This is a genomic window from Pseudomonas sp. FP2254 (assembly GCF_030687695.1).
In the GTDB taxonomy this organism is placed as follows: Bacteria; Pseudomonadota; Gammaproteobacteria; order Pseudomonadales; family Pseudomonadaceae; genus Aquipseudomonas; species Aquipseudomonas quebecensis.
The window spans coordinates 3,156,032-3,174,727 of record NZ_CP117444.1 but is presented as its reverse complement, the minus strand read 5'-3'; the positions used below and the strand labels follow the sequence as shown (position 1 = coordinate 3,174,727).

Below are 18,696 nucleotides of genomic sequence, written 5' to 3'. Positions count from 1 at the left end.
CGCGAATCAGGACGGAAACAGTTCGCTCAGCTTCATCGCCAGCATCATGTCGCCTTCGGTGCGCAGCTTGCCGCCCATGAAGGCCTGCATGCCATCGGTCTCGCCGCTGACGATGCCTTCCAGGGTTTCGCTGTCCATCACCAGGGTGACCTGAGCGTCTGGGTTTTCGCCTTCCTGCAGTTCGCAGGTCTTGTCCTTGACGATCAGGGAGAAGTTCTTGGTGTCGTCGATACGGAAACCGAACACCAGGTCCAGGCCTTCGGCGGCGCTTGGGTTGAATTTGGCTTTCATTGCTTCTACAGCTTTGGCTACGTCAGTCATGGTTTCGATCCTTAAGGGTAGAGTCCAGTGACCTTGGGGTCACGGTTGGCCGCGGTTCATCGGAAGGTGATGAGCTGCGGCGCCTTCAACAGTTGCAAGTGGGTATGGCTGTTGAAGGAAGCCAGGGCCACCTCGCGGCCGCGGAATTTCAGCTGGTTGAGCGAGGTGTTTACAATTTGCCAGTTCAGTTCGAAGGCCTGGGCGGCGGGCATTCGGGTGATCAGATGGAGTAGGGCGGTGATGGTGCCGCCGGAGGTGAACACCGCAATTTTGTGCGAGTTGCTCGCCGCGTCCAGGATGCGTTGCAGGCCGCCTTGCACCCGTTCGATGAACCCCAGCCAGCTCTTCAGCCCCGGCGGGTCGTAGGTGCCGGCCAGCCAGCGCTCGATGATCAGGGCGAAGATGCGTTGGAATTCACTGCGGTTCTGCGCGGCATTGCGCAGGATGTCCAGGGCTTCGGGCTCGCTGGTCAGCAGGTCGGGGAGCAGGGCGCGGATGATGGCGTCGGCGTCGAACTCGTTGAAGGCGCTGTCGGTTTCCAGGGCTGGTATCGGCAGGCCGAGCGCGCTGTACTGGTCGAAGGCGGCCGTCGCGGTGTGCTGCTGGCGGCGCAGGTCGCCGGCGATGCAGCGGTCGAACACCAGGCCCATGTCCGCCAGGTGGCGACCGAGTACTTGCGCTTGTTCCACGCCGATGGGCGACAGCACGTCGTAGTCGTCTGCACCGAAAGAGGCCTGGCCATGTCGAATCAAATAGATGCTGCCCACGTCCGTCACCCGGTACGTTGAAAGTCTGGCGAGGTTATGAGGATGCCGGAGAGCTGTCAATGAAAAAACATACGCTTGTTTTAAAAGCTCCTTAGAGTTCGCTCAAGGGCCCCGCCGTGCGGGGCCCGTGCACTTCAGCGCAGGCGTTGATCGATCCCGCCGGTCAACCATTGGCTTTGGTCATGGCCGCCACCGCGCAGCAGGCCCAGGTTGAATTGTTCATCGCGCTGGCGCTGTGGATCAGCGCTGTCGGTGAATTGCGCGTACAAGGCCTTGCTCAGCTGCTCGGGGGAGGTGGAGACATTCAGCGAGAAGTCCGTACGGGTGTCACGGCCCCGCACATCGTGGGTAGTGACGTTCGCGCCACCCAGCGTCACGCCGCCATCACTGGAACGGATGCGAGCGCCGGTCAGCTCGACCTCGCCGCCCACCTGCAGGGCCACGCCGTCGCGGCCGCTGATGCCGGACGCCTGGGCGACTGTGTCATTGCTCAACCGGGTGACATCTACCAGCAGCGTCGGGGTGGTGCTGCGATGGGCGGGGTTCTGGAACAACAGATTTTTCAACGCGGAGCCGCTATCGGCAGCACCGCTTGCGGGACTGCCCGAGGGCGCGGCGGCGGTTCTGCCGGTCAGCTTGTCCTTGAGCGTACGCGCCTTGTCGGCGGTTTTTTCATAGAGATTTTTGCTGCCGCTCTTGAGCTTGCCGGCCAGGGGGCCGCTGGCCACGCTGAGTTTATCCACGGTGCCGGCCGGGTTCTTCTCGGTGGTCAATTGCGTATCCACCTGCACTTTCAAACCGGTTACCTGGTCTTGCCGGCTCTGCACGATCAGGTCGCCGCCGACAGTGCCGCTGACGTCGTGCGCCGTGACCACAGCGCCCAGCAGCCGCGTATCGCCCCGGCTGTCGAGTTGAATGCGATCGGCCTGCAGGCGCGTATTGGTGTGGGTCTGGCTATTGAGTGTATCGACCCCACCCTTGGCCCGGGCGAACAGCCCGGCGCCGTTGCTGGCTGCGTCCGAACCGCGGCTGCCGCTGAGCCCCAGGCCACCGGCGATGGAGCGGTTGTTGCGCTGTTCGTGGGTCAGCGCGGACTCCAGCAACAGCTGGCCTTGCGTCGCGGCCAGCTCGAATGCCCGCGCCTGGCCCTGGACGCCTTGCAGTCGCACGCTGCCGGCCTGCAGGCGCACACGCCCGGAGCTGTCGAGGGAGCCGCTGCGCTGCACGGTGCTGCGTTCATTGACATCGGCCAGGCTGAACTGGGCACCGGCACTGCCGCTTTTGCTGTTGGCCGTGTCACTGCGAGAGCCTTTGACGCTGGCGCGACCGCCGCCGCCGAGGCTGTTACCGTCGGCCGTGTGGGTATCGATGCCGGCCAGGAACTCAAGGCGGTTGCCGGCCGTGAGGCTAACGTCGCCGCCGTCCGCCGCGCCGACTTGCGTACCGTGCAAGGTCAAGTCCTGCCCGGCGCTGATCTCGGTCAGCCCTGCGGCGACCAGGCTGGCTGCGCGGCCCTGGGAGTCCTCTACGGTCAGCTCGGCCTTATCCAACTGCCCGCCGGCGTTGGCTTTTTTACTGCTGGCGGGGCTGCTGCCCACTTCGAGCCAACCGAAACCGCTCAAGGTGCCTTCGCCGGAGCGCTGCCAGTTACGGGCTTCATCAAAGGTCAGCGAGCCCGGCGTGTGCACCTTCAGGTCACCCAGCCCGGCGTTGAAACGGGTGCCCTCATAGCGCCCGTCGCTGCCCAATTGCACGCTGATGCCGTGTGTCGCTTCAAGGCTGCCTGGCACTGCGGTGCCGGTGGCGCCCGCCAGATCAAAACTGCCGCCCACACCGAGGATTCGCCCGTTGATGTCTCGGCCAGTGGTGGTGTAGAGCCGCAGTGAAACATCGGCGTCGGTGCCGGTGTCCCGTTGCCAGGTGCGGTTTTCGGCGGCCGTGAACGCGTGGCTGTCGGCGTTGATCGAGACGCTGCCGGCGTTCGCCACATAGCGAGTGCCGGTGTCCACCAGCGCCCCGTCGACCTGCACCTTCACCGAGGCACCTTCGAGCGTCGTAACCACCGCCGTGCTGACGCCTTTTTCGGCGCCGGTTTCCAGCGCATTGAACGCCAGGTCGACGCCCAGGTTGGGTGGGTCAAGCGCATCCAGCACCGAGGGCTGGTAGAACTTGCTCTGATCCACCCCGTCGACGACTTTCTGCACCGGCCGTGTGACGTCTTTGTATTCCACATTGCCGCCGATGCTGGCGGTCCAGCGGCTGACCTGCTCGGTTTCGACCGTGCTGTCGGACACCGCGCGGTTCTCCACGCTGCCGGCGTTGATTGTCAGGTCCTGGCCGGCTTTGAGCTGCGCCGCTTCGGTAACAACCTGCCCGGCGACAAGCGTGAGGTCGCCCGCGCTGTCCAATTGGCTTGTCTTGACGGTATTGGTGGTCTGGGTTTGCACCCCTTGCTCCTTGCCGACTGTGTAACCGCCGCCCGCACGGTCCATGCCACCGGTGGTGTAATAGCCAATGGCAAAATTGTCGTTTTCATGGGTCTGCGTGGTCTGGTCGGCGGCGCTGAGCAACTCAATGGATGAGGCGCTCAGGTTCAAGTCGCCGAGGGTTGCGCTGACGTCAGAGGCCGTGACGCGCAGCTTATCGCCTGCGGTAAGGTCCACCGTGCCGCCTTTGAGTTGACTGCCCTCATGGGTCAGCCGCTCCAGGGTGGTGGTGTTCTGCTGTTGAGTGTAATTGACGCCCGCCTGGAACTGATTGGAGTCCTTGATGCCGGGGGCTTGCTGTTTGGTCTCGCTGGTGGAGGGGGAAAAACCATTGCGCACGGTCTGGGTGACGGTGGTCTCGCGCTGGGTGGCTGCCAGCACATTGATATCTGCGGCGGCGCTCAACGCCAGTTCGGCCTTTGCCTGGACATCGGAGCCGATCACGTTCAGGTCTTTGGCGCTTTGCAGGCGCAGGTTGCTGTGCGATTGCACCTGGCTGCGCACCTGAGTACTGGTGTCTTTTCGCTCGCCGGTGTGATCCTTGAGCAAGCCGAACAGTTTGCTGTCGGTATTGGATTTGTCCGAGCTCACCCGGCTCTCGGCACCGTCAATCGTCAAGGCGCCGCTGTTGCTGATCAGCAGCGCATCGCGTTGGCCGAGCACCTGGCTGCCGCTGATCAGCACATCCTCGGACTGCACGCGCAGCGTACCTTGGGCGCCGACGCGGCTGCCGACCGCTGTGTCCTGCGAGAGGTTGTCCTTGTTTTTATTGCCGAAGAACGCGCCGGAGACCAGGTCGCCTTCGTAGTTCTGCTCAATGCGCTTGCGGGCGGCCCGTGTTACGCCGATGTTGACCTGTTTCCCGGCCTCGATGGTCAGGTCGCGCCGGCTCTGCACCTGGCTGCCGAGCACGGCAAGGTTTTTGCCACTGCTGAGGGTCATCGCGCCGCCGCTCGAGAGGCTGCTGCCGCGCGCGGTCTCGGTGCCGCGGGTGGTGTCGTAGTCGCCGCGCCACAGGCCTTTGCGGTGTTTGAGCGTTTCGCGTGTAGTCTCAGCGTCGTTCAGCGCGGTCAGGCGCAGGTCCCGGCCGGCCGTGGCGCGCAAGGTGCCGCCGGCGGTCGCGGTGGAGGCGGCCAGCTGCAGGTCTGCGCCGGCCTTGAGCGTTAGGTCGGTGCGCGCCTTGAGGTGGGTGCCGAATTGCTCGACGCGGGTTTTCAGGGTCGTTTTGTCGTAGGTTTCGTGGGTGACGAACAGCACCTTCTTTTTCCAGGACTCACGTTTCTCGTCCCGGCTAGTGCGGGTTTTGGCGTCAAGCCGCAGGGTGCCCCCGGCGCTCGCATCGATGGCGCGGCCCTGCACGTCTACCGCCGACAGGTTCAGGTCATCCCGAGCCTGCAGCGCAATATCGCCGGAGGTGCTGCTGACCCGCATACGCAGGGGGTCGGGAATGCCGGAGATTTCCAGATTGCCGGCTGAGGTGACCTTGATATCGCCGCGTGCCGTCAACGGCGCGGCGATCCTGACCCCGGCGCCTTCGGCAGTACTGACCAGCGTGATACGCCCGCCTTGCATGGCGCCCAGCAGTTGCGCATCCACCGGGCGCGTGTTGGCCCGGCGGCTGCTTTCAAGGCTGCTGTCGCTGTAGCGCAGGCGGTTCTGTCCGAGGACCAGGTTGAGGTCGTCTCGTGCGCTGACAGGCCCGGTGGTGTCGATGCGCGGGGCAATCAGGTCGATAGCGCCGGTGCTGTTGTGCACACCTCGCTCGCCGACGTTCAGCGCGTTGACGCTATCGAACGTGGTGAGGCGCTTGAGCGCACCGTTCTCGAACTCCGGGCGTCCCACCACAAAGCTGGCGCGCGGTGTATTGATGAAGCTGGCGCCATTGACGTGGATGCCATTGGGGTTGGCCAGGACGTAGTCGGCGGGGCGGCCGAACACTTCCTGTGCGCCATTGATGCGGGAGGCGTTGCGGCTGACCACTTCATTCAGAATCAAGCGTGCCTCGTGCCCGCGCAACTGTGGGTTGGCCGACAGCCGCCCGGCCAGTTGCGACTGGCCCGCGGTCAAGGCGTTGTTCAGCACCAGGCCTGCACGCTGGACGTTGTAGTCGACAAATTTGTTGTGGGAGACCCCGGCCGCGTTGGGCGCGACGATGTTCACCACCGGCACGCCCTGTGCGGTGACAAGCTGCGCATTGCCGGCCACCGGTAGCACGTCGGCGGCGAAGGTTTGTTGCCCTGAGTGAAGGCTGATCAGGCTGCAGATTGCCCAGCGCAGGGTCTGGGAGGGTTTGAGGTGAACGCGGGGAAATCGAGAATGACGGCTCATGGTGTGGTCTTCTTGTTGTTGTGAAAGGGTCATTTCAGAGGCAGGCTCAACTCCATCAGCCAGAAGCCTCGCGCCTTGGCGGGCAACGCCGGCCCGAACAGGGCGCGCTGGTAATCCAGGTCCAGCTGCCAGTCGCGCCGGGACAGCGCCATGCCAAGGCTGGCGCCGCCCACGCGCTGGATGTCGGCGCCGTTTACGTACTGGCTCCAGCCCAGGTCGACGCCCAATCGGGGGCTGATATGCCATTGCTCGGCAAGCGGGCGTGGCAGGCTGAGGGTATTGCGCCACACCGCACCGTTGGCGGCGGCCAGTGTGCTCAGGCGAAAGCCGCGCACCGCGTAATGGTCGGTGACCAGCAGCTGCTCCAGGCCTGGCAGCGGGTTGGGGCTGTATTGCAGCGTCAATTGGCTGCTCCATAACCGCTCGACACGCTGGCTTTGACGCGTGTAGTCGATGTCGAGGCGGTACTTGCGAAACTGCGCGCGCGGCAGGCCCGGGGATGGGTGCTGGCTGTCCCGGTCGGCGCCCAGCCCACGAAGGCCCTGGGCGTAGCTGAGTGTGCCGTTCCAGATGCCGTCGGAGATCCTCAGCAGGTTGAGGCTGGCTTCGGCCACCGTGAGGCTTGGGCTCTGAATCGCCAGGAAGGTGTCGGCAATATAGCTGCGTGAACGTTTGGTACTCAGGCGCAGGTTGCCGTTCAGCAGGGTGCGCTGGTCGCGCCACAACAGGCGGTTGAGGCCCACGCCATACTGATTGACCTGACCGTTGGCCCTGATGGTCTGACTGGGCAGTTCGATGCCGTACCGGTAATGCGCCTGGCTGGCAGTCAGGGCCAGGGTCCAGTACCCGTAGGGCAGCGAATAGTAGATGCCCTCGGAGCGGCTGTAACGGGTGCTGCCGGCCAGGGAGGTGCTGGCGCTGAGGTTGATGAAATCATTCAGGCCCAGCGGGCTGTCGTAGGCGAGGTTGAACACGCCCGTGTGCCGCCCGGTGGTGTCGGCGCCCCGGTTGTTGTACCGCGCAATGCTGCTCAGGCGCGATGCAACGCTGCGCGGATGCACCCGCAGATGGGAGCCGCCGGGCTCGGTGCCGGGCAATACCTGCACCGTCAGGTCGAGTGAGCGCAGGCGGTTCAACTGGTCGAGGCCCTGCTCCAGGTCGCGCAGTTGCAGCGGCTGGCCCAGCATCCCGGGAAACGCACCGCGCAGCGACACGGGCAGGCTCGGGTCGGCCAGCTCGATGCTCTCGACAAAGCCTTGTTCGATGACGATATCCAAGGGTTGGCCATCTTCGGGCGCCTGCCGCAAGTACGGCCGGCTGGCGATAAAGCCCGCGTCGACATACAGCGCGGTCAATGCCGCGAGCAGTTGGTTTATCTGCGTAGCGCTCATGCAGGCGGTGAGGTGTGACTGCAGCAGGCTGCGCACGCGCGCAGGGTCCAACAGGGAATTGCCCGCCAGGCTCAGCCCGCTCGTGTGCCAGCAGGGCTCGTCGGTGACGGGCGACGGTGCGCAGGGGCTTGCCGGCGCCGGTGGTTCGCGTTCGAGCTGGCGCAAGCGTTGCTCGCGTTCCAGATGTTCACGGGTTCGGCGTTCGAATTCCTGTGTGCGCAGCTCAACCGGGTTGGCCTGCACGGTAGCGGCCAGACCGGGCGTGGCGGCACTCGACGCAATGGACAGGGCCGTGAGCAGGCAGGCGCGAATATCGAGCGGGAAGGGACGCATGAGCAGGGGTCCTGTCGAATGCTTTCAACGCGAAGTTTAAAGTCGTTTTCCCCTGTAAATGCTGAGTTGTACGTCTGAAAATTGTGTGGGAATCGAACTACTCAAGTAGGACCCTGTCGTTTTTTTTGTAGGTTTCTGACCGAGTGAACAGCGTTAGACACAGCGACGCCAATCCCCGTAGACTGCGGCTTTCGAGCCTCATAGGTGTCTTATGGAGTTTCTTGCCGAGTACGCAAGTTTTCTAGCTAAAACCGTCACCCTGGTGGTCGCCATTCTGGTGGTGCTGATCAGCTTCGCGGCGCTGCGCAGCAAAGGTCGGCGCAAGTCCGCCGGCCAATTGCAGGTCAGCAAACTCAACGATTTCTACAAAGGCCTGCGCGAACGTCTGGAGTCGAGCCTGCTCGACAAGGACCAGCTCAAGGCCCTGCGCAAATCCGAGGGCAAGGCTGAGAAAAAGAAGGGCAAGCAAAAAGCCGAAGCTAAATCACGCGTGTTCGTGCTGGATTTCGACGGTGACATCAAGGCTTCGGCCACCGAGAGCCTGCGCCATGAAATCACCGCACTCCTGAGCCTGGCCACGCCTAAGGACGAAGTGGTGCTACGCCTGGAAAGCGGCGGCGGTATGGTGCACAGCTATGGCCTGGCCTCGTCGCAACTGGCGCGTATCCGCCAGGCCGGCGTGCCGTTGACGGTGTGCATCGACAAGGTGGCGGCCAGCGGCGGCTACATGATGGCATGCATCGGCGAGAAGATCATCAGCGCCCCGTTTGCCATCCTCGGCTCCATTGGCGTGGTGGCGCAGTTGCCCAACGTCAATCGCCTGCTCAAGAAGCACGATATCGACTTTGAAGTCCTCACCGCTGGTGAATACAAGCGCACCTTGACGGTGTTTGGCGAAAACACCGAGAAGGGCCGGGAGAAGTTCCAGGAGGATCTGGACATTACCCATCAACTGTTCAAGAACTTTGTCTCGCGTTATCGCCCGCAACTGGCCATTGACGAAGTGGCGACCGGCGAAGTGTGGCTGGGTGTGGCTGCGTTGGATAAACAGCTGGTTGATGAACTGCAGACCAGCGATGAATACCTGGCGACGAAGGCGAAGACGGCCGAGGTGTTTCATTTGCACTATGCCGAGCGCAAGAGTTTGCAGGAGCGCGTGGGGTTGGCGGCGAGCGGGTCGGTGGATCGAGTGTTGTTGACGTGGTGGAGTCGGTTGACTCAGCAGCGCTTTTGGTAAACCTGGATTCAGAATGCAGTGTGATTGTGGGCGTGGGTCTGTGCACACATCTTAAGGCTGATAAATAACTGTGTGGAGCGGGCTTGCTGTGGTGAGCGATCGGGGGCAAGCCCATCCCACCTGGTTTATGTGTCAGGTACAGGTTTTGTAATGGTTTTGTGTTGTGGGAAAGTCGCGTTTCGAATGTAGGATTTAAGTCCTTTTCTGATCACAGGACTTGCATGAATACCCTCTCGGAGCCCCCCAGTCGTCTCTCCCCAAGGCGCTTGTTGCTGCCGTTCCCGCTGAAACATCCCGTTTTTCGATTGCTAACCTTGTCCCGGTCTTCTGACCGCGTCTTGCCGTGTCCGGCATTCTGAATTCAACCAGGAGACTTCATAAATGGAATGGTTAGCGGATCCAACGGCCTGGCTCGGCTTGTTGACCTTGATTGTGCTGGAACTGGTGCTGGGTATCGACAACCTGGTGTTTATCGCGATCCTGGCGGATAAGCTCCCGCCCGAGCAGCGCGACCGTGCGCGGTTGATCGGTTTGTCCCTGGCGTTGCTGATGCGCCTGGGCCTGCTGGCGAGTATTTCCTGGTTGGTAACGCTCACCCAGCCGCTGTTCGAGGTCTTTGACAAGACGTTCTCGGGGCGCGATCTGATCATGCTGTTCGGCGGTGTGTTCCTGCTGTTCAAGGCGACCATGGAATTGCATGAGCGTCTGGAGGGCCATGTGGCACAGCGTTCGGGCAATGCGGCTTATGCGCTGTTCTGGCCGATCGTGGCGCAGATCGTGGTGCTCGATGCGGTGTTTTCCCTGGATGCGGTGATTACCGCCGTGGGCATGGTGGACGAGCTGGCGGTGATGATGATCGCCGTGATCATTTCCATCGGCCTGATGATTGTCGCGAGCAAACCGTTGACGCGCTTCGTGAATGCCCACCCCGCGGTGATTATGCTGTGTCTGGGCTTTCTGATGATGATCGGCTTCGCCCTGACCGCCGAAGGCCTGGGCTTTCATATTCCGAAGGGCTACCTGTATGCGGCCATCGGCTTCTCGATTCTGATCGAAGTGTTCAACCAGATTGCCCGCGCCCGTCGCAGGAAATCGGCGCAGGGCGTGCTGCCGGTGCGTGAGCGCACCGCCCATGCGGTCATGCGCCTGTTGGGCGGCCGCAGCCTGGCGGTGGAAGAGGTCGGTGAAGAGGTTGCCGATCTGCTGGGCGAACCGGACGCGGCGCAAGGTCCGCTGTTCCACCGACGCGAGCGGGTCATGATCAGCGGCGTACTGCAATTGGCCGAGCGACCGATCCGCACGCTGATGACACCGCGGGCCAAGGTCGACTTCATCGATCTGTCGGACGATCGCGACACTATTCGCCTGAAACTGATGCATTCGTCCTATTCCCGGCTGCCGTTGATCCGTAACGGTGCCATTGATGAGCCATTAGGCTTTGTGCACAAGAAGGAACTGCTCAAGGAATGCCTGGCTGGTAACGAGCCGAACCTTGAGCACCTGGCGCGCCGGGCGATCAATCTGTTGGAGAGTTTTTCGATCCTCAATGCATTGGAGCAGATGCGCCAGGAGTCGACCCACATCGCGTTTGTGATCAACGAATTCGGTGATTTTATCGGCGTACTGAGCATGACCGACATTCTTGAGTCCATCGCAGGCGAACTGCCGGATGCCAGCGAAATTGAAGGCCCGGACATTGTTGAAGAAGGCGCGGGCTTTCGCGTCAACGGCGCGCTGAATCTGCAGCACGTGCGCCAACGCATCGGCTTCAACGCCATCGCTACCCAGGATTACCAGACCTTGGCGGGATTGGTGATGAGCCTGCTCGATCGTCTGCCCGTGGTGGGCGACCGGCTGGAGCATGAGGGTTGGCGTTTGACGGTGGTCGCGGTAGAAGAGCGGCGGGTGACGCAAGTGGTTTTGCAACCTTGCGACGTGAATAGTGTTTGAAGGTGCTGCGCACGACACGGAGTTGCTTGGTCTCGGGCCCGAAGCCCTTGAGTTTCTCCATCAAGGTGCCGCGCATATAAATCAGTAACGTCGGGGTACCCGTCACGTCAGGGTGCCTCGGCGTCTTCGCGCAATCCACCACCAGGCTGCGCACGCGCGGGTACTGTCGGGCAATTCGGTCAAACAGCGGCCCGGCCGTTACGCAGGCTGGGCAATGCTCAGAGACAAACAAAATGAATACCGGACGCTTGGTGTTCAAGATCCGTTGATATTCCTGGGCGTTGGCAATCGTTGCGGTGGCATACCCCATGGCGTGAGCCTCCTGGATAGAGTTAGTTTTCACCAACGCTAAGCCGGGCCCACGCCTGCGTCTACTGTCAACCTTTACAGGTCAGCCTCCCGTTCCGCGCGTTCGCGCGCCTTGCGCGCCTGGTTCGCGCACTTGCGGTATTCCTCATTGTCGCGAGACGCCTTGGCGCGGCGATAGTCGTGATGGTTCTGGCTGCTGTAATTGGCATCGAAGGACTCCTTGAGCCTCGCCAACTCCTCCTTGCACGCGCGACGGTCCTCGCTGCCCAGTGCATGCCCGGCAAACATCGCAAAAACCACTAACCCGACAACACTCGTCTTCATCATCGCCCCCGCACCCCGCCTTCAAAAAAACCAAAACAACACGCCGCGCCTGACCCTGAAAGCCTAGCTCCCCCTCTCGATATTTCCACGCTCCCACCGCCCCCAATTGAGGCGTTATCACCCAACCTGTGGCCGCAGGTAGCACCTTAGCAGCCGATACTGGCTCTTAGCCGTATTTCATCAAAAGCCTATCTCACTGATCTAAAAGGTATTTCCCACCAGCATATTTTTCCGCGTCTACGTATGGCACACTTTCTGCTGTCTATTCCGTTGTTACAAACTAAGTTCCGGTATAGCGGAATACACAACCCCTGGAGTGCTTGTCATGCATCACCGACCTTCCGTGTTCAAAGCGTGTGTTTTTCTCTTCGCCGCATCGGCTTCCCTCGCCAGCGTTGCGCAGGCGGCGGGCAGCAAGCTCGATGATGTGCTCAAACGTGGGCATCTGATCGTGGGTACAGGCAGTACCAATGCGCCGTGGCACTTCCAGGGAGCGGATGGCAAGTTGCAAGGGTTCGATATCGATATCGGCCGCATCGTGGCCAAGGGGCTGTTCAACGACCCAAGCAAGGTCGAGTTCGTGGTGCAGTCGTCCGACGCGCGAATTCCCAACCTGCTCACCGACAAGGTCGACATGAGCTGCCAGTTCATCACTGTCACCGCCAGCCGCGCGCAGCAGGTGGCGTTTACCTTGCCTTACTACCGCGAAGGCGTGGGCCTGCTGCTGCCGAACAACAGCAAGTACAAGGAAATCGACGACCTGCAGGCCGCGGGCGATGGCGTTACCGTGGCCGTGCTGCAGAACGTGTACGCCGAAGAGTTGGTGCACCAGGCGCTGCCCAAGGCCAAGGTCGATCAATACGACAGCGTTGACCTGATGTACCAGGCCGTGAACTCCGGCCGCGCCGATGCCGCCGCCACCGATCAGTCCTCGGTCAAATACCTGATGGTGCAGAACCCCGGCCGCTACCGCAGCCCGGCCTACGCCTGGAGCCCGCAGACCTACGCCTGCGCGGTCAAGCGCGGCGATCAGGACTGGCTGAACTTCGTCAACACGGCTCTGCATGAAGCCATGACCGGCGTGGAGTTCCCCACCTACAAAGCGTCCTTCAAGCAATGGTTTGGCGTGGACCTGCCGGAGCCGGCGATTGGCTTCCCTGTCGAGTTCAAGTGACGTGTAAAAACCGGGGCGCCAACACTGGCGCCCCTCTCAGGTAGCGTTGACCATGAATTATCAGTTGAACTTTGCCGCCGTCTGGCGCGATTTCGACACCTTGCTGGCGGGGCTCGGTTTGGGTCTGCAACTGGCATTGCTGTCGATCGCCATCGGCTGCGCGATCGGCCTGCTGATGGCGTTTGCCATGCTGTCCAGGCACCGCGCCTTGCGCATGCTGGCCTCGGTGTATGTGACGGTGGTGCGCAATACACCGATCCTGGTGTTGATCCTATTGATCTACTTTGCGTTGCCCAGCCTGGGCATTCGTCTGGACAAGATTCCTTCGTTCATCATCACCTTGTCGCTTTACGCCGGGGCGTACCTGACCGAAGTGTTCCGCGCCGGGCTGTTGAATATTCCCAAGGGGCTGCGCGAAGCCGGCCTGGCCATCGGCCTGGGCGAGTGGCGCATTCGGGCCTATATCACCGTGCCGGTGATGCTGCGCAATGTGCTGCCGGCGCTGTCGAACAACTTTATCTCGCTGTTCAAGGACACCTCCCTGGCCGCTGCGATCGCCGTGCCGGAACTGACCTATTACGCCCGCAAGATCAACGTCGAAAGCTACCGGGTGATTGAAACCTGGCTGGTCACGACCGCGCTCTACGTGGCCGCCTGTTACCTCATTGCCCTGTTGCTCCGCTACCTGGAACAACGTCTGGCGATCCGTCGTTAAGGAGGGTTCCCCATGTACGAATCTCCCAGCTGGTTGCATGCGTTGTGGATCGCCCGGGACACGCTCTGGGCGGGGTTTCAGGCCAGTGTCTATGTGTCGGCGCTGGCTATTATCTTTGGCACGCTGATCGGTATCGTCGCCGGGTTGATCCTGACCTACGGCAGGTTCTGGATGCGTGCACCGTTTCGCCTGTATGTCGACCTGATCCGTGGCACCCCGGTGTTTGTGCTGGTGCTCGCATGCTTCTACATGCTGCCGGCGCTCGGCTGGCAGATCAGCGCATTCCAGGCCGGTGCGGTCGGGCTTACGTTGTTCTGCGGCTCCCACGTGTCGGAAATCGTGCGCGGCGCATTGCAAGCCATTCCCCGTGGGCAACTCGAAGCAAGCAAGGCGATCGGTCTGACGTTCCGGCAGTCGCTCGGCTACGTGTTGTTGCCGCAGGCATTGCGCCAGATCCTGCCGACCTGGGTCAATTCCTCCACCGAAATCGTCAAGGCTTCGACGTTGCTGTCGGTAATCGGCGTGGCCGAATTGCTGCTCAGCACCCAACAAGTGATCGCACGCACCTTCATGACCCTGGAGTTCTACCTGTTCGCCGGGTTTCTGTTCTTTGTCATCAACTACGCCATCGAGTTATTCGGGCGCTACATTGAAAAGCGGGTGGCCTTGCCATGAACCAATCTCACACAACCGAACCGCTGCTGAACATTCGCGGCCTGCGCAAACAGTACGGCGAGGTCGAAGTGCTCAAGGGCGTCGACCTGTCGATGCAGCGCGGCAATGTGGTGACGCTGATCGGCTCCAGCGGCTCAGGCAAGACCACACTGCTGCGTTGCGTCAATTTGCTGGAAGAGTTCCAGGGCGGCCAGATCACCCTGGACGGCGAGTCGATTGGCTACAGCGACGTCGGTGGCAAACGCGTGCGTCACCCGGAGCGCGTGATCGCTCAGCATCGGGCGATGACGGGCATGGCGTTTCAGCAGTTCAACCTGTTTCCGCATTTGAGCGCGTTGCAGAACGTCACCCTGGGCTTACTGAAAGTTAAGAAAATGCCTAAGGACCAGGCGGTAGCGCTCGCGGAAAAATGGCTTGAGCGCGTAGGACTTCTAGAGCGGCGCAATCACTTTCCCGGCCAATTGTCCGGTGGCCAGCAACAGCGCGTGGCGATTGCCCGCGCCATTGCGATGAACCCCAGCCTGATGCTGTTCGATGAAGTGACCTCGGCGTTGGACCCGGAACTGGTCGGCGAAGTGCTCAGTGTGATCAAGGGCCTTGCCGAAGAGGGCATGACCATGTTGCTGGTCACCCATGAAATGCGTTTCGCCTATGAAGTGTCCGACCAGATCGTATTTATGAACCAGGGGCGTATTGAGGAGCAGGGTTCGTCGAAGGATATCTTCGAACGTCCGCAATCGCCGCGCCTGGCGGAATTTTTGAAGAACATTCGTTTTTAATCAGGAGCACATCGTTATGAGCATCACTCGTTACGGAGCCGGCAGTACTGCCGGCGGTGGCCAGCCTCGTCCTTTCGCGCGTGCCGTGGAGGCGGATGGCTGGTTATACGTGTCAGGCCAGGTGCCGGCAGTGGACGGCGAAATCATTACCGGCGGCATTGTCGAGCAAACCCACCAGACCTTGCGCAATGTGGTAGCGATTCTGGAAGAAGCCGGCTACGAATTGAAAGACGTGGTCCGGGTCGGCGTATGGCTGGAAGACCCACGGGACTTCTGGAGTTTCAACAAAGTCTTCGGCGAATATTTCACCCCTGAACACGCCCCTGCGCGGGCTTGCGTGCAAGCCAGCATGATGGTCGATTGCAAGGTCGAGATCGATTGCGTGGCCTACAAGAAAAAAGGCTAAATGCTTCGACTTCCATACAGAACCCATGTGGGAGGGAGTGGCTCCCCCCACATTCGACCGGACCGAAAACCACCATGACCGAAGACACCATCAAACGCCGCGCCAAAGGCCTGGACCGCGCGTTCGATATTCTCGATTTTCTCAAGGAAATCGGCCAACCGCTGCGCCCGAACGATATCGCCAGCGGCATCGGCAGCCCCAAGTCCACGGTCTATGAACTGGTCGCCTCGCTGCTGGAGCGGCGCATCCTGGAAACGGTGGGCAAGGACGGTCACGTCTACCTGGGCCGCCAACTGTACTTTCTCGGTCAGGCGCACCTGCGCCATTTCGACCTGACCCGCGAGGCCGACCATGCCTTGCAGGAGATCGTCAGCCAGACCCACGAGACCGCCCAGATGTGCCTGCTCAACGGGCGCAAATACACCGTGGCGCTGATGCGCGAAGGTGAGCGGCATTTCCGTATTTCCTCGGACATCGGCGAAAACGCGCCCATCCCCTGGACTGCCTCCGGGCGTCTGCTGCTGGGGCACTTGAGCGATCAGCAGATCGTCGACCTGATCGACCCCGACGACTTCATCCTGCCGGACGGCCAGCGCCTGCCGCTGGAGACTTTCCTGGCGCAGATTCGTCAAGCCAGCCTCGACGGCTTCTTCTCGTTCGACAGCGTGGCCGACACCTTCACCCACTGTTTCGCCGCCCCGGTGCGGGATGCCCAAGGGGTGAGCATCGCGACTTTGTGCATCGTCGCGCCACGGGCCGACGCCCTCAACAACTACAACGACTATCGCCGGGTGCTGATCGAAAGCGCCAACCATCTGGCCCGTCGCATCAACGAATAGGAACCTCTTATGCCTGCCCTCAATGCCGTTGAAAAAGGCGCCGCCGCGGTCGGTGCCCATCTGGTCCGCGACGTCAGCCTGCCGGCCCTGGTGCTGCACCGTGACGCCCTGGAACACAACATTCGCTGGATGCAGACGTTTGTCCGCAACAGCGGTGCCGAGCTGGCGCCCCATGGCAAGACCAGCATGATGCCGGCGCTGTTCAAACGGCAGATCGAGCAGGGCGCGTGGGGCATTACCCTGGCCACCGCGGTGCAGACCCGTGCTGCTTATGCCGGTGGCGTGCGCCGCGTATTGATGGCCAACCAGTTGGTGGGCGCGCCGAACATGGCGTTGATTGCTGAGCTGTTGGCCGACCAGGATTTCGAGTTCCATTGCATGGTCGACCATCCGGACAACGTCGCCGACCTGGGGCGGTTTTTTGCCGCCCGTGGCCTGCGCCTGAACGTGATGATCGAGTATGGCGTGCTCGGCGGACGTTGCGGGTGCCGCAGCGAGCAGGACGTGCGCGACCTGGCCAAGGCGATCAAGGCGCAGCCGGCCCTGGCACTGACGGGGATCGAAGGCTACGAAGGGGTGATCCACGGCGAACACGCCATCCGCGGTATTCGCGATTTTGCCGCGAGCCTGGTGCGCCTGGCGATGGAACTGCAGGACAGCGGCGCTTTCGATCTGGCCAAGCCCATCGTCACCGCTTCGGGGTCGGCCTGGTACGACCTGATCGCCGAGTCGTTCGAAGCCCAGAACGCCGCCGGGCGTTTTCTCAGCGTACTGCGCCCCGGCAGCTACGTGGCCCACGACCACGGTATCTACAAAGATGCGCAGTGCTGCGTGCTCGACCGCCGCAGCGACCTCAGCGAAGGCCTGCGCCCGGCCCTGGAAGTCTGGGCCCACGTGCAATCGCTGCCCGAGCCGGGGTTTGCAGTCATCGCCCTGGGCAAGCGCGACGTGGCCTACGACGCCGGCCTGCCGATGCCGCTCAAGCGCTACAAGGCCGGTGTCCTGCCGGCCGAAGGCGATGACGTGAGTGCCTGCAGCGTCACGGCCGTGATGGACCAGCACGCCTTTATGACTGTGGCGCCGGGGCTGGAACTGCGCATTGGCGACATCATTTCCTTCGGCACCTCGCACCCGTGCCTGACCTTCGACAAATGGCAAGTCGGCTGCCTGGTGGATGAGCAATTGCAAGTGATCGAATCCCTGCACACCTGCTTCTAAACCGCGCCGCCCCTATCTGGGGCAAGCCCCCACCCACCTGTTGAAATGCGTTCCCATGTGGGAGGGGGCTTGCCCCCGATAGAGCCCTCAGCCACATCAGAGACTCAGGCATGAACACAACCCCTCGCATCGCCCTGATCGGCGAATGCATGATCGAACTGCAACACCGCGCCGACGGCAGCCTGCACCAGAGCTTCGGCGGTGACACCCTCAACACCGCGGTGTACCTGCGCCGTGAGCTGGGCGAAAGCGGCAGCGTCGACTACGTCACCGCCCTGGGCGATGACAGCTTCAGCGATGCAATGTGCCGGCAATGGGCCGACGAAGGTCTCGGTCTCGGCCTGGTCCAACGCCTGCCGGGGCGGTTGCCGGGTTTGTATTGCATCCAGACCGATGCCCAGGGCGAGCGAAAATTTCTGTATTGGCGCAACGAAGCCGCCGTGCGCGACTGCTTCACCACGCCTGCCGCCGAGCCGGTTCTGGCGGCGCTGCCGAGCTACGACGTGGTGTATTTCAGCGGTATCACCCTGGCCGTGCTCGGTGAGGTCGGCCGTGCGCGCCTGCTGCAGGCGCTGATCGAAACCCGCCGCCGTGGCGGCCAGGTAGTGTTCGACAACAACTACCGTCCGCGCCTGTGGCCCAGTGTGGAAGCAGCGCGCGCGGCGTATCACGCGGTGCTCGCCGAAGTGGACATCGCCTTGCTCACCGAAGATGACGAGCGCGGGTTGTTTGGCTATCAGGACGCCGAGCAGGTGTTCGCGGCCTATCCAGCCATTGCCGAGGTGGTGCTCAAGCGTGGCGCCGATACATGCCTTATCCGCTGCAACGGCGAGCATTTTGCCGTGCCGGCGTTGAAGATCGAGAAGGTGGTGGATACCACGGCGGCGGGGGATTCGTTCAGTGCGGCGTATCTGGCCAGCCGGCTCCAGGGTGGTTCACCCGAGGTGGCGGCGTTGGCTGGACATCGTCTGGCCAGTCGGGTGATTCAGGTTCCGGGGGCATTGATTCCCCTGGAGTGAATGGCCGCCTTCGGCGGATCGGGAGCAAGCCCCTTCCCACAGTCGATTGCATTCCTCCAGATATATGCATTCCACGGTGGGAGAGGGGGCTTGCCCCCGATAGGGCCCTGAAGGCATCCCTCAATCGCGATAAAACACCTGCACCAAGTGATACCCGAACTTGCTCTTGACCGGCCCATGCACCACCCGCAGCGGTTTCTTGAAAATCACCGCATCGATCGCCCCAACCATTTGCCCTGGCCGGATCTCGCCCAGATCGCCGCCACGTTTGCCCGACGGGCAGGTGGAGTACTTCCTGGCCAGCACATCAAAAGCTTCGCCCTTGGCAATGCGCTGCTTGAGTTGTTCGGCTTCCTCGCTGGTTTTCACCAGGATATGACGGGCTTGGGCTTTCATGGTTTTCTACCAGGTGTGCGACGGCGCGC

At 61.9% G+C, this 18,696-nt stretch carries 16 protein-coding genes and 1 pseudogene; 10 read left to right on the top strand and 7 right to left on the bottom strand.

The annotated features are described in order from the left end of the window. Positions 1 to 6: 6 nt before the first annotated feature. The 4 genes from PSH94_RS14460 to PSH94_RS14445 form a co-directional block, all read right to left on the bottom strand. A complete protein-coding gene (locus tag PSH94_RS14460; RefSeq protein ID WP_253508067.1) occupies positions 7 to 321 on the bottom strand; it encodes an SCP2 sterol-binding domain-containing protein in 315 nt (104 codons plus the stop codon). Positions 322 to 377: 56 nt separating this feature from the next. Then, positions 378 to 1,088 (bottom strand): histidine phosphatase family protein, encoded by a 711-nt coding sequence (locus tag PSH94_RS14455; protein WP_305434951.1) that lies wholly within the window; start codon positions 1,086 to 1,088, stop codon positions 378 to 380. A 134-nt stretch (positions 1,089 to 1,222) separates the two neighbouring features. Beyond that, positions 1,223 to 5,902, bottom strand: a complete 4,680-nt coding sequence (locus PSH94_RS14450) for a hemagglutinin repeat-containing protein (protein WP_305434950.1) — start codon at positions 5,900 to 5,902, stop codon at positions 1,223 to 1,225. Positions 5,903 to 5,931: 29 nt separating this feature from the next. Beyond that, entirely contained in the window at positions 5,932 to 7,626 is a 1,695-nt protein-coding gene (locus tag PSH94_RS14445) for a ShlB/FhaC/HecB family hemolysin secretion/activation protein (RefSeq protein ID WP_305434948.1), read from the bottom strand. A gap of 211 nt (positions 7,627 to 7,837) precedes the next feature. On the opposite strand from PSH94_RS14445, the gene sohB reads away from it, so the two are divergent. Together sohB and PSH94_RS14435 are read left to right on the top strand one after the other, a co-directional pair. Further along, on the top strand, positions 7,838 to 8,863 hold the full coding sequence (gene sohB / locus PSH94_RS14440; protein WP_305434946.1) for a protease SohB: 1,026 nt from the start codon (positions 7,838 to 7,840) through the stop codon (positions 8,861 to 8,863). A gap of 381 nt (positions 8,864 to 9,244) precedes the next feature. Then, positions 9,245 to 10,813 carry a TerC family protein gene (locus PSH94_RS14435; protein WP_305434944.1) on the top strand — a complete coding sequence of 523 codons (1,569 nt, stop codon included), beginning with the start codon at positions 9,245 to 9,247 and terminating at the stop codon, positions 10,811 to 10,813. A 91-nt stretch (positions 10,814 to 10,904) separates the two neighbouring features. Here the strand turns inward: PSH94_RS14435 and PSH94_RS14430 are convergent. Together PSH94_RS14430 and PSH94_RS14425 are read right to left on the bottom strand one after the other, a co-directional pair. Next, positions 10,905 to 11,123 (bottom strand): annotated as a pseudogene (locus PSH94_RS14430) (thioredoxin family protein); the annotation flags it as partial. A 74-nt stretch (positions 11,124 to 11,197) separates the two neighbouring features. Further along, positions 11,198 to 11,446 (bottom strand): hypothetical protein, encoded by a 249-nt coding sequence (locus PSH94_RS14425; protein ID WP_181076968.1) that lies wholly within the window; start codon positions 11,444 to 11,446, stop codon positions 11,198 to 11,200. A gap of 325 nt (positions 11,447 to 11,771) precedes the next feature. Between PSH94_RS14425 and PSH94_RS14420 the strand changes: the two genes are divergently transcribed. From PSH94_RS14420 to PSH94_RS14385, 8 genes are all read left to right on the top strand, one after another. Next, on the top strand, positions 11,772 to 12,620 hold the full coding sequence (locus tag PSH94_RS14420) for a transporter substrate-binding domain-containing protein (protein ID WP_040268561.1): 849 nt from the start codon (positions 11,772 to 11,774) through the stop codon (positions 12,618 to 12,620). A 52-nt stretch (positions 12,621 to 12,672) separates the two neighbouring features. Beyond that, the gene (locus tag PSH94_RS14415; protein ID WP_266247863.1) at positions 12,673 to 13,335 is read left to right on the top strand and encodes an amino acid ABC transporter permease; all 663 of its coding nucleotides are present in this window, start codon (positions 12,673 to 12,675) and stop codon (positions 13,333 to 13,335) included. A 12-nt stretch (positions 13,336 to 13,347) separates the two neighbouring features. After that, positions 13,348 to 14,010 carry an amino acid ABC transporter permease gene (locus tag PSH94_RS14410; RefSeq protein ID WP_181076873.1) on the top strand — a complete coding sequence of 221 codons (663 nt, stop codon included), beginning with the start codon at positions 13,348 to 13,350 and terminating at the stop codon, positions 14,008 to 14,010. After that, positions 14,007 to 14,789: an amino acid ABC transporter ATP-binding protein gene (locus tag PSH94_RS14405; protein ID WP_181076874.1), complete on the top strand. Its 783-nt coding sequence runs from the start codon at positions 14,007 to 14,009 to the stop codon at positions 14,787 to 14,789. Before PSH94_RS14410 ends, PSH94_RS14405 begins: the two co-directional genes overlap by 4 nt. Before the next feature lie 16 nt (positions 14,790 to 14,805). Beyond that, positions 14,806 to 15,195: a RidA family protein gene (locus PSH94_RS14400; RefSeq protein WP_181076876.1), complete on the top strand. Its 390-nt coding sequence runs from the start codon at positions 14,806 to 14,808 to the stop codon at positions 15,193 to 15,195. A 74-nt stretch (positions 15,196 to 15,269) separates the two neighbouring features. Next, positions 15,270 to 16,034, top strand: a complete 765-nt coding sequence (locus PSH94_RS14395) for an IclR family transcriptional regulator (RefSeq protein WP_181076877.1) — start codon at positions 15,270 to 15,272, stop codon at positions 16,032 to 16,034. Positions 16,035 to 16,043: 9 nt separating this feature from the next. Then, positions 16,044 to 17,252 carry an amino acid deaminase gene (locus PSH94_RS14390; protein ID WP_305434936.1) on the top strand — a complete coding sequence of 403 codons (1,209 nt, stop codon included), beginning with the start codon at positions 16,044 to 16,046 and terminating at the stop codon, positions 17,250 to 17,252. Positions 17,253 to 17,362: 110 nt separating this feature from the next. Then, positions 17,363 to 18,271, top strand: a complete 909-nt coding sequence (locus PSH94_RS14385) for a sugar kinase (RefSeq protein ID WP_305434934.1) — start codon at positions 17,363 to 17,365, stop codon at positions 18,269 to 18,271. Positions 18,272 to 18,391: 120 nt separating this feature from the next. Here PSH94_RS14385 and PSH94_RS14380 read toward each other — a convergent pair whose 3' ends face one another. Next, positions 18,392 to 18,667 carry a peptidylprolyl isomerase gene (locus tag PSH94_RS14380; protein WP_253508054.1) on the bottom strand — a complete coding sequence of 92 codons (276 nt, stop codon included), beginning with the start codon at positions 18,665 to 18,667 and terminating at the stop codon, positions 18,392 to 18,394. Positions 18,668 to 18,696: the final 29 nt, after the last annotated feature.

Excerpts from the sequence above, each read along its gene's own strand:
- PSH94_RS14460 (WP_253508067.1), bottom strand. The coding sequence starts at position 321 with ATGACTGACGTAGCCAAAGCTGTAGAAGCAATGAAAGCCAAATTCAAC.
- PSH94_RS14450 (WP_305434950.1), bottom strand. The coding sequence starts at position 5,902 with ATGAGCCGTCATTCTCGATTTCCCCGCGTTCACCTCAAACCCTCCCAG.
- PSH94_RS14445 (WP_305434948.1), bottom strand. The coding sequence starts at position 7,626 with ATGCGTCCCTTCCCGCTCGATATTCGCGCCTGCCTGCTCACGGCCCTG.
- sohB (WP_305434946.1), top strand. The coding sequence starts at position 7,838 with ATGGAGTTTCTTGCCGAGTACGCAAGTTTTCTAGCTAAAACCGTCACC.
- PSH94_RS14435 (WP_305434944.1), top strand. The coding sequence starts at position 9,245 with ATGGAATGGTTAGCGGATCCAACGGCCTGGCTCGGCTTGTTGACCTTG.
- PSH94_RS14425 (WP_181076968.1), bottom strand. The coding sequence starts at position 11,446 with ATGAAGACGAGTGTTGTCGGGTTAGTGGTTTTTGCGATGTTTGCCGGG.
- PSH94_RS14420 (WP_040268561.1), top strand. The coding sequence starts at position 11,772 with ATGCATCACCGACCTTCCGTGTTCAAAGCGTGTGTTTTTCTCTTCGCC.
- PSH94_RS14415 (WP_266247863.1), top strand. The coding sequence starts at position 12,673 with ATGAATTATCAGTTGAACTTTGCCGCCGTCTGGCGCGATTTCGACACC.
- PSH94_RS14410 (WP_181076873.1), top strand. The coding sequence starts at position 13,348 with ATGTACGAATCTCCCAGCTGGTTGCATGCGTTGTGGATCGCCCGGGAC.
- PSH94_RS14405 (WP_181076874.1), top strand. The coding sequence starts at position 14,007 with ATGAACCAATCTCACACAACCGAACCGCTGCTGAACATTCGCGGCCTG.
- PSH94_RS14400 (WP_181076876.1), top strand. The coding sequence starts at position 14,806 with ATGAGCATCACTCGTTACGGAGCCGGCAGTACTGCCGGCGGTGGCCAG.
- PSH94_RS14395 (WP_181076877.1), top strand. The coding sequence starts at position 15,270 with ATGACCGAAGACACCATCAAACGCCGCGCCAAAGGCCTGGACCGCGCG.
- PSH94_RS14390 (WP_305434936.1), top strand. The coding sequence starts at position 16,044 with ATGCCTGCCCTCAATGCCGTTGAAAAAGGCGCCGCCGCGGTCGGTGCC.
- PSH94_RS14385 (WP_305434934.1), top strand. The coding sequence starts at position 17,363 with ATGAACACAACCCCTCGCATCGCCCTGATCGGCGAATGCATGATCGAA.
- PSH94_RS14380 (WP_253508054.1), bottom strand. The coding sequence starts at position 18,667 with ATGAAAGCCCAAGCCCGTCATATCCTGGTGAAAACCAGCGAGGAAGCC.